Source organism: Streptomyces sp. NPDC046900 (assembly GCF_040644975.1).
GTDB lineage: Bacteria > Actinomycetota > Actinomycetes > Streptomycetales > Streptomycetaceae > Streptomyces.
The window spans coordinates 23,224-32,066 of sequence record NZ_JBEYXD010000089.1 but is presented as its reverse complement, the minus strand read 5'-3'; the positions used below and the strand labels follow the sequence as shown (position 1 = coordinate 32,066).

The following is an 8,843-nucleotide window of genomic DNA, read 5'->3' as shown; positions in this document are numbered from 1 at the left end:
CAGTTGCACTTGCGTCACGCAAGACGATCTACCGGATCAGGCCCCGTCACGAGGGTGAATCCCGCGGATTGATCACGACTCGATACGCGCCCTAGGGCCTGTTTCGCAAGCCGTGGAGAGTGTCGGTTCTAGGTACTAAAGGGAGGCGTTCGTCGTAGGGTGAGAGGCTGCCGAAGGAGGCCAACGGCCAAGGGAGCCCTGTATGACGCGGTACCTGATCTCGTTCGATGACGGCGCGATGACCTTCCCCGAGGAGGAGTTGCCCGAGGTGGCCGAGGCCTCGCACGAGGTGGTGCGTAAGGCTCAGGACGCCGGTGTGTGGGTCTTCGGTGGTGGACTGCAAAGACAGCAGGCAAGCGTCGTGGCCACCGACGGGACCGTCACCAACGGCCCGTACCCGGAGACCAAGGCGGTGCTCGGCGGGTTCTCGATCATCGATGTGCCCTCACGTGAGGACGCGCTGGAGTGGGCTGCCAAGATCGCTGCCGCGTGCCGCTGTGCGCAAGAGGTCCGGGAGATCATGCACGACCCGACCGTCTGACCGAAGACGACCCGCTGCGGCCGAGGCCTGGTTCGGAGGTGGCCTGTGACCTGCGGGATCAGCATGCTGCGGGCCCGTGGACGATGCGGTCGGACGGCATGATCTGACGGACGCGGCGTGGGCGGTGGTCGAGGCGTTGCTGCCGGTCGCCGGGTGTGGTCGTCCGGCGCGGAACCTACGTCGGCAGGTCGACGGGATCCGGCACCGGGTCCGGGCAGGGTGCCCGTGGCGAGACGTGCCCGAACGGTATGGGCCGTGATCGCTGACCCGGAGCACGAACCTCAACCTCCAGTTCACCTCTGGAAGCGGTGGCGCCGCCGCCTACCGGTCCTCCAAGCCCGCCCTCAACGCCCTCACCGTCCTCTACGCCCAGACACTGGCCGAGGACGGCTTCAAGGTCAACGCGCTCGCCCCCGGCCTGCGGGCCACCGACCTCAACCCCCTCGCCGCCGGCGGCGGCGAGGGGGCCGAAGCCGCCCGGGGAGCCGTCCGCCTGGCCCTGCTGCCCCACAACGGCCCCACCAGTGGCTTCTTCTCCTGGGACGGAGCCCATGCCCTGGCGAGCGCGTTGAGGTCCGCAAGCGCCCGGCAGCGGAATCACCGCGCGGCGTAGCCACCAACGGCCAAGTGCAGCTGCGCGGGCACTCTGCCCTGGCCCCCGGGGGGGCAGGGCCTCTGTGCAGCGTGCGCGAAGGAGGACTGCGACGAGCGGGACCCGGCCGGCGCTTACCACGACTGCTTCACCCCGCTCCCCCACCGGTGGCCCGACTACGCCGTCCTCGTCCAAGTCCATGGCTACGCACTCATGGCCGCCTACACCGCCCCGGGCTGCAGCAAGCGCGCCAGGATCCCCACTTCCCCACCGCCAACAGCGCCATCGGCCGCATTTGGTACCACCACCAGGCACGGCTGATACCTGTCGTGCCCCGCGATGTTGTGGCGCCATCGGGTGGAGCGGTGCCGGCCTCAGGCGGCGAGCAGTCGCCGGCAGAGGGCTTCGTCAAACGGCGGGTGTTGGTTGTCGAGCAGTGCATGCAGGAACGTGCGTTGGGCGGCGGTCAGCACGCTGTCTTCGGTGAGCGGCTCGGGAAAGGCCAGATGGACGAAGGGGGCCAGGTCGTGGCCGTAGTCCAGGGTGGCGGAGAGCGTGGCCAGACCCAACGCGGCGGGCAGGACGGCCTCCAGATCGTCGGCTCGATCCGCGAGCGCGGCGGCGAGGTCACGGTGGAGCCGGCCTTCCTGTCCGGGCAGATGACCGGTGAACCAGCGGTCCACCTCGTGAGGTGCTTCGAGTGCAGCCACCAGTTCGCGGATGGCGCGCGGGTCGTCGGCGAACCCGGGCGCGAGCGCGGCGCAGGCACGGACACCTGGATGCTCGTCGTGAAGGAGAGCTTCGGGGCACTGGCCCAGCTCGCCGAGCAGTCGGGCCACGGCCGCGCGTTCCCTGGACTCGGGTGAGAGGGCCGCGGCGTCTTTCATGACGGCGACCAGTGCGGCCTTGCGGTCGCAGAGCGTCGGATCCTTGAGGCAATACGTCGCGACGCTCATCGCTGAGGTACGAACGGCGGACTCGGAGTCAGTGGTCAAGGCACACGCGGCGTCGAAGACGTCGGCGATGACTTCTCTGCAGGCCAGCAGATCACGGGCCTCCATCGCCCGGCAGTACTCGATGTCGTCCATGGCCTCCACCAGCGCGGCGGGCGGCGGCGCACGCGTCACCGGATCGGGATCCAAACGCCAGTCACAAGCGCGGGCGGCCTCACGGATCCGCTGGAGGTCTCCCTCGTCCCGGCCCACCGGGTAGGCATCGCGGAGCAGGGCCTCGTCGCTTGTCTCCAACTGGCAGGCTTGGGCGAACTCGGTCAGATAGTCCAGCAGGGCCGCCCGAAGTGGTCGGGGACCGGGATCCCACGGAAGGATGTCATCGACCCCCACGGCAGTCGCCGGATCAGCCAAGACGGCGGCCACTAGCCTGATGAACGGCCCGGTCGCCGAGAAGACGCTGCCCTGGTGCAGCATCGCGGCATCCAGGTAGCCGACCGCGCGGCTCTGTGCCTGGGAATCATCCCCGATCAGAGCCAGAAGCTGCCCGGGCGCGTCCGCGGCTCGCCCGTAGGCGTGGTCGAGGCCCTCCCAATCGACCTGCAGCAACCTCACCTGCAAAGAATCCACCGACAGATCATGCAGCCACACCGCTCCCGACACCAGTCCGGGGCAAGACGCCGGCGCGATGCTCCCGCTACTTCCCCGGCTTCGGCGGTTCCCTTGAACCCGGACACGGAACTTCCCACGCCGGGCGGGTCTCTGCGTCGTACCTGGGCCGAAGGCTCTTCGCCTTCCTGGTGGTGCCGACGCTGGTCACTGCCCTGTTCTGGGAGCCCTGGGTGGCCCTCATGCCGCTGACGCTTGTGCCGCAGCGGCTCACCAAAGCGGCATACGCCGCCTACCGGAGGACGACGCCACGGCGTCATGCTGTGGCGGGGACACGTTCGCGGTCAGCTCCTGGGAGAAGCGCCAGTACCTCTCTTCATCGGTACGACAGCTCGCGTCCTAATGCCGCATCAGGCAGCGTTCGCTCAGTCCACGACCTGTGCCGCCAAGAACCGTGTCACCAGCCGCAAACCACAGGCCTACTCCGCCGGCCTCACAGGCTGAGGCCGTTCGACTGCGGCCCTCACCTCGGCGAGCGTGACTCGACCGCCCGCCACTTCAGACACGTACTTGTAGATCGTGCTCCTGCTGACGTCGAGGCACTCGGCGATGGACGGGACGGTATCCCAGGGCGAACCAGCAGGTTCTCGGGGCGGACACCGCGCGCATAGTGGGTGCAGCGCTCGACGTGAGCAGGCGGGCGTGGAGGGGGAGAGCATGCGCAGGTATGTCCACAACGAATTGACGATGGTGGTCCAGGCCGTGTGCGCCGTCGCCATCAGCGCGCCCGTGACGTTCGGCGTGCGCGGCATCCCCAACGCGGACGCCGGTCGGCCGGCCATCGCTGCCTTCATCGCGCTCAGCGTCGGAAGTGCCGTGTCCGGGGTGCTCGCTTGCACCCGCTCGACGAGGGTGGACGGCGGGAAGTGGGACTTCGAGAGAGCGGTTGCCTTGAACCCGGACACGGTGCTTCCCACGCTGGGCGAGTCTCTCCCTCGTAGCCTGGCCCTACGATTCGTTGCCTTCCTGGTGGTGCCGACGCTGGTCGCTGCCCTGTTCTGGGAGCCCTGGGTGGCCATCATGCCGCTGGTGCTTGTGCCGGATCGGCTCGCCAAGGCGGCATACGCCGCTTACTGGGAACGGCGCCACGGCGTCATGCTGTGGCAGGGACTCGTTCCCGATCAGCCCTTGGAGAAGGGCCAGTACCTCTATTCATCGGTACGCCACCTCGCGTCCTAGTGCCGCATCGGGCAACGTTGGCCTGCTGTACGCTCCGTCGCCGAACGGGAGGTTTGGATCCCACAGACCCTGCCAACTTCATTTCTGTCGTCTTTGTCAATGACACCGACTCCCCAGCCGTCCTGTTCGAGTGTGTCGACCGTCGTGGACATGACTGCCATGACATGAGCAGTCGACTCGCCCCCAGAGAACGCTCCGAACAGCAGGTGTACTGGGGGCAGGTCTCGATCCCTGGCAAGTCCGGGACACGCGGGGGCAAATCGTGGGCTGGTTGGTCGTGAACACACCGCGCCGTGAATCCGGAGCCGTCTACCCCGGTCATGGCGCTGCGACCCGGGCGACGATCGATCACGTCCAGCCGTCGTGTGACCACTTCTGACAGCCGTTGCCGGTACCGGCATGCAGCATCTTGCCGCGCGTCTCCGTGCCGTACACACCGTCCTGCGCGGCACCGATCGTCCTCTGAACCGACAGCAGTGCATTCCTGGTCGCCGGACCGAAGTCCCCGTCGACTGCGATGCTCTTGCCATAACAGCGCACCATCGAGAACTGCAGCGCGCTGACCGCATCGCTGTAGTCGCCCGGCGCGAGGTAACAACTCGAACTTCCGGAAGACGTGCCGGGCACTTCGAGCCACAACCCGCTCACGCCCGTCGCTTCCACATCGGCCGTGCAGATCGGCAGCGAGGCAACGGAAGCCGTGGCATGCACCAGCAATCCGCACTGCTTTCTCAGGCAGTGTGGTCGGCGTAACGGCGTGACATCGGCCTGAACCATCTGCCCGGGCTGGGAAAGCCACTGCCGGGCCGTCACTGCAGCGGTGGGTAGCCGGTTCAGCTTCGCGCGCGCATCGCCTCCGAGCGGGCCGGCTCGGTGGACATCCCCATCCCGGCGCAGATCTGCTTGACCGTGACCGGCGCCTGCGCACGCCGCACCATGTCCATGATCCGCCGGTGGTCCTCGGGCACGACCGCCTCGCCCATGAGAGCTGCGCCCCAAGGCGATCGCACCAACGTGCCCACCCTGGCGGTCATGCGCTCCCAGTAGGCGCCCGCACCCACTGGCCGACCGATGCTGTCTTCACGTAATCCCAGCCAATCGACCGAGACGGCCCGCCCGTTGACGTCGACTAGATACTGAGTGTAGACACTGAGGTATGACTGTCCCTCTGGCACTCCTCGGACTCCTCGAACGGGAGTCGAGCCACGGCTACGACCTCAAGCGCGACTACGACACCTATTTCGGTCGGGGTAAGCCGTTGCCCGCCGGCCAGGTCTACTCGACCCTGGGCCGCCTCGCCCGCGACGGGAAGGTCGAGGTCGGCGAGACCGAGCCCGGGTCGGGGCCGGACCGCAAGCGCTACGTGATCACGGAGCTGGGGGTCACGCAGGTCGAGACCTGGCTGACCGAGCCGGTCGCGGGTGAACCGCACCTGCAGACGGTGCTGTTCACCAAGGTCGTACTGGCGCTGCTGCTGGAGCGCGACCCCCGCGCGTACCTCGACATCCAGCGCGCCGCCCACATGGAGCGGATGCGGGAGCTCACTGAACTGCGCCGGAGCGGCAGCACGATCGACTCGCTGCTCGCCGACCACGGCGTGTACCACCTGGAGGCCGATCTGCGGTGGATCGACCAGACCGTGGCGCGGCTCGCCGCCCTGACAGCAGAGGTGCGCTCATGAGTTCGGACGAAGGCTTCCTCGTAGAAGCGCGAAACGCCGTCCTGTCGTTCGGGCAGACGCCCGCGCTGCAGGGTGCGAACCTTTCCGCCCGTGCCGGCGAGATCCTCGCCGTCACCGGCCCGAGCGGCTCCGGCAAGTCCACGCTGCTGCACTGCCTGGCCGGGATCCTCGTACCCGACTCCGGCGAGATCTGGTTCGAAGGCCGCCGCGTCGACACCCAGCGCGAGCCCGAGCGCAGCGCGCTGCGCCGGGATCACTTCGGCTTCGTCTTCCAGTTCGGTCAGCTCGTCCCCGAGCTGACCGCCGAGGAGAACGTCGCCCTGCCGCTGCTGCTCGCCAAGTCCCGCAGGGCGAGCGCGCTGGCCGAGGCCCGGTCGTGGTTCGGGCGGCTCGGCCTGGACGGTCTGGAGGGGCGCCGGTCCGGCGAACTCTCCGGCGGGCAGGCACAGCGTGTCGCCCTGGCCCGCGCACTGGTCTCCCGGCCCAAGGTGCTGTTCGCCGATGAGCCGACCGGGTCGCTCGACTCGCTCACCGGCGAGCACGTGATGGACCTGTTGGTCGCCTCCGTGCGCGAGGAGGGCACCACCGTCGTCCTCGTCACCCACGAGCCGCGGGTGGCCGCCTTCGCGAGCCGCGAAGTCATCGTGCGCGACGGCAAGGTGACGCCGCTGTCCGTCGGGCGGCTCACCTCGTGATCATCCTCGGACTGCGCCTCACCCTGAGCGGCGGCAGGGAGGCCGTCGCCCGCCTCGCCGTCATCGCGGCCGCCGTCGCCCTCGGCGTCGGCCTGCTGCTGAGCATCCTGGCGACCATCAACGCCACCGCCACCCAGAACAGCCGGAACGCCTGGTTCAACACCGGCTCCGGCAAGAGCGCGTCGAGTCAGTCGGCGGCGAAGGCGGACACGGACCCGCTGTGGTGGCTGCTCAGGGCGGACCACTTCGACGGCGAGATCATCGGCCGCGTCGACGTCGCCGCCACCGGTCCGAACTCCCCGGTCCCACCTGGGCTCTCACGCCTTCCGGGACCGGGCGAGTTCTACGCCTCACCGGCCCTCAGCAAGATCCTTCACTCCACCCCGGCCGCCGAACTCGCCGACCGCTACCCCGGCCACCAGGTCGGCACGGTCGGCAAGGCGGCGCTCCCTGGCCCGGACTCGCTGGTCGTCGTCATCGGCCACAGCCCCGACCAACTCGCGGAGCAGCACGACGCCACCCGGGTCACCTCGATCACCACCGTGGCGCCCAGCAGCTGCAACGGAACGAACTGTACGGTCAGGGCGGGTATCGACAGCAGAGGCATCAAGCTCATCCTCTCCGTCGCGGGCACCGCCCTGATCTTCCCTGTGCTCATCCTCATCGGCACGGCCACCCGGCTGGCAGCCGCCCGCCGTGACCAGCGCTTCGCCGCGATGCGCCTGGTCGGCGCCACGCCGCGGCAGATCTCGATGATCTCAGCCGTCGAATCGACGGTCGCCGCGGTCATCGGGACGGCCGTCGGCTTCGGCCTCTTCTACCTGTTCCGTACGCAGCTGGCGGCGGTCAACCTCACGGGTACGCCGTACTTCGCCAGCGATCTCACGCTCCGGACCAGCAACATCCTCCTCGTCTCCGTCGCCGTCCCGGTGGGGGCCACGATCACGGCCCGGATCGCCCTGCGCCGCGTGCAGGTCTCCCCGCTCGGGGTCACCCGACGCGTCACGCCGCGCCCGCCGCGGGTATACCGGGTCATCCCACTGGCCGCCGGTATCGCCGAACTCTCGTACACCATCGGCCGGGTGCCCAGGAGCACCAACGGCCAGATCTGGGTCTTCGTCCCGGGAATCCTGCTGGTCCTGACCGGCCTCGTCATCGCCGGCCCCTGGCTGACCATGGCCGGAGCCCGCGTCCTGGCCCGGCTCACCAGCCGGCCCGCGCTGCTCGTCGCGAGCCGGCGGCTCGGGGACGACCCGAAGGCCGGCTTCCGCGCGGTCAGCGGGCTGGTCCTCGCCCTGTGCGTCACCAGCGCGGCCGTCGGGATCATCGGCTCGCTGAACGCCGAGCGCAGCATCCCGCAGGCCGGCCGGACGGTCGCCGGCGCCTTGGGCGCCAACTACGTCCAAGGCTTCGACCGCACTACCGGACGCCAAAGCGGCAGCGTGCCCCCGCTCTCGAAGGCCACGCTCGGCGACCTGAACTCCGTGCCGGGCGTCAAAGGCGTGCTGATGATTCACACGAACCCGCTCGGCACCGCGGACCCGGCCGCTCAGGGCTCCCCAGGCTCTGTGACACCGCCGGTGGCCGGCCTGGCCTCGTGCGCGGAGCTCGCGAAGATGCCGGCCCACAGCGCATGCGCCTCCGGAGCCGAAGCGGCGTCGGTCCCCCAGAACTACGGCACCTTCGGCACGTACAACTGGGAGCGCTGGCCCACGGCATGGCCGGCCACCGGCATCTCCGCCCAGAGCCTCGCCCGCCTCCCGGTCCAGGAGATCGTCGTGGCCACCAACGGGTCGACGTCGGCGATCGAACACGCGCGCACGATCCTCGCGAACACGTATCCCGACCAGGACGTCCCACGGACCGTCCGCGAGGACCACGCCGAAAGGGGCGCACAGCTCGCCGGATACCAGCAACTGGCCAACGGGGTCATCCTGGTCAGTTTCCCCATCGCCGGCTGCAGCCTGGCGGTGAGCGTGGCCGGCGGCCTGCGCGACCGCAAGCGCCCCTTCAGCCTGCTGCGGCTGACCGGCACACCGCTCGGGGTGCTGCGGCGGGTGGTACTGCTGGAGAGCGCGGTCCCGCTCCTGGTGGTCGCCGTGGTGGCGATCGGGATGGGCTTCCTGGCTGCCCAGCTGTTCGTACAGGCCCAGTTCAGGTACTCGATCCGAGCACCGGGGATCCAGTACTACGCGATCGTGTTCGCCGGGCTCGTCGCCTCGCTGGGGGTCATCGCATCCACCATGCCGCTGCTCAGGCGCATCACGGGACCCGAAACGGCACGCAACGAGTAGCAGGAACGACAAGGGCTCGGACCGGCTGACTGCAGCCGGCCCGAGCCGTCCCTCGTTCAGGGCCGCGGGATCGCCGACTGGGCGTCTCAAGCAGGATCCTCACGGCGCATCTTTGAAACGCCGGACGATCAGGAACAAGCCGCTCCACAGCAGCTGAACGGCTTCGTCACCGTCCTGGACAACACCCTCGACCTCGCCAAACCGACCTTCACTCATGCCCAGGCCAGAGCCAGATCTGGACG

At 69.0% G+C, this 8,843-nt stretch carries 9 protein-coding genes and 1 pseudogene; 7 read left to right on the top strand and 3 right to left on the bottom strand.

Annotation, left to right across the window (positions count from 1 at the left end):
* Nucleotides 1-202: 202 nt before the first annotated feature.
* From ABZ904_RS42375 to ABZ904_RS42365, 3 genes and pseudogenes are all read left to right on the top strand, one after another.
* The gene (locus tag ABZ904_RS42375; protein WP_359410940.1) at nucleotides 203-541 is read left to right on the top strand and encodes a YciI family protein; all 339 of its coding nucleotides are present in this window, start codon (nucleotides 203-205) and stop codon (nucleotides 539-541) included.
* A gap of 76 nt (nucleotides 542-617) precedes the next feature.
* Entirely contained in the window at nucleotides 618-800 is a 183-nt protein-coding gene (locus ABZ904_RS42370) for a transposase (RefSeq protein WP_361829450.1), read from the top strand.
* Nucleotides 801-1,113 (top strand): annotated as a pseudogene (locus tag ABZ904_RS42365) (short-chain dehydrogenase); the annotation flags it as partial.
* Between the two features lie 394 nt (nucleotides 1,114-1,507).
* Here the strand turns inward: ABZ904_RS42365 and ABZ904_RS42360 are convergent.
* Nucleotides 1,508-2,713: a HEAT repeat domain-containing protein gene (locus ABZ904_RS42360; RefSeq protein WP_361006244.1), complete on the bottom strand. Its 1,206-nt coding sequence runs from the start codon at nucleotides 2,711-2,713 to the stop codon at nucleotides 1,508-1,510.
* A 696-nt stretch (nucleotides 2,714-3,409) separates the two neighbouring features.
* Here ABZ904_RS42360 and ABZ904_RS42355 point away from each other — a divergent pair.
* Nucleotides 3,410-3,931 (top strand): hypothetical protein, encoded by a 522-nt coding sequence (locus tag ABZ904_RS42355; RefSeq protein WP_361006241.1) that lies wholly within the window; start codon nucleotides 3,410-3,412, stop codon nucleotides 3,929-3,931.
* A 348-nt stretch (nucleotides 3,932-4,279) separates the two neighbouring features.
* Here ABZ904_RS42355 and ABZ904_RS42350 read toward each other — a convergent pair whose 3' ends face one another.
* A complete protein-coding gene (locus ABZ904_RS42350) occupies nucleotides 4,280-4,744 on the bottom strand; it encodes a peptidoglycan-binding domain-containing protein (RefSeq protein WP_361003111.1) in 465 nt (154 codons plus the stop codon).
* 20 nt (nucleotides 4,745-4,764) lie between these two features.
* Nucleotides 4,765-4,965 (bottom strand): hypothetical protein, encoded by a 201-nt coding sequence (locus tag ABZ904_RS42345; RefSeq protein ID WP_361003114.1) that lies wholly within the window; start codon nucleotides 4,963-4,965, stop codon nucleotides 4,765-4,767.
* 122 nt (nucleotides 4,966-5,087) lie between these two features.
* On the opposite strand from ABZ904_RS42345, the gene ABZ904_RS42340 reads away from it, so the two are divergent.
* From ABZ904_RS42340 to ABZ904_RS42330, 3 genes are read left to right on the top strand one after another with little or no spacing between them, the layout of a single operon-like run.
* Nucleotides 5,088-5,612, top strand: a complete 525-nt coding sequence (locus tag ABZ904_RS42340) for a PadR family transcriptional regulator (RefSeq protein WP_359407926.1) — start codon at nucleotides 5,088-5,090, stop codon at nucleotides 5,610-5,612.
* Nucleotides 5,609-6,307, top strand: a complete 699-nt coding sequence (locus ABZ904_RS42335; RefSeq protein ID WP_359407923.1) for an ABC transporter ATP-binding protein — start codon at nucleotides 5,609-5,611, stop codon at nucleotides 6,305-6,307. The genes ABZ904_RS42340 and ABZ904_RS42335 overlap by 4 nt, the downstream gene beginning before the upstream one ends.
* Complete coding sequence (locus tag ABZ904_RS42330) at nucleotides 6,304-8,601, top strand: FtsX-like permease family protein (RefSeq protein ID WP_359407920.1); 2,298 nt, start codon at nucleotides 6,304-6,306, stop codon at nucleotides 8,599-8,601. The genes ABZ904_RS42335 and ABZ904_RS42330 overlap by 4 nt, the downstream gene beginning before the upstream one ends.
* The last annotated feature ends 242 nt before the right edge of the window (nucleotides 8,602-8,843 follow it).

Coding starts and splice junctions, on each gene's coding strand:
- ABZ904_RS42375 (WP_359410940.1), top strand. CDS start 203: ATGACGCGGTACCTGATCTCGTTCGATGACGGCGCGATGACCTTCCCC.
- ABZ904_RS42355 (WP_361006241.1), top strand. CDS start 3,410: ATGCGCAGGTATGTCCACAACGAATTGACGATGGTGGTCCAGGCCGTG.
- ABZ904_RS42345 (WP_361003114.1), bottom strand. CDS start 4,965: ATGACCGCCAGGGTGGGCACGTTGGTGCGATCGCCTTGGGGCGCAGCT.
- ABZ904_RS42340 (WP_359407926.1), top strand. CDS start 5,088: ATGACTGTCCCTCTGGCACTCCTCGGACTCCTCGAACGGGAGTCGAGC.
- ABZ904_RS42335 (WP_359407923.1), top strand. CDS start 5,609: ATGAGTTCGGACGAAGGCTTCCTCGTAGAAGCGCGAAACGCCGTCCTG.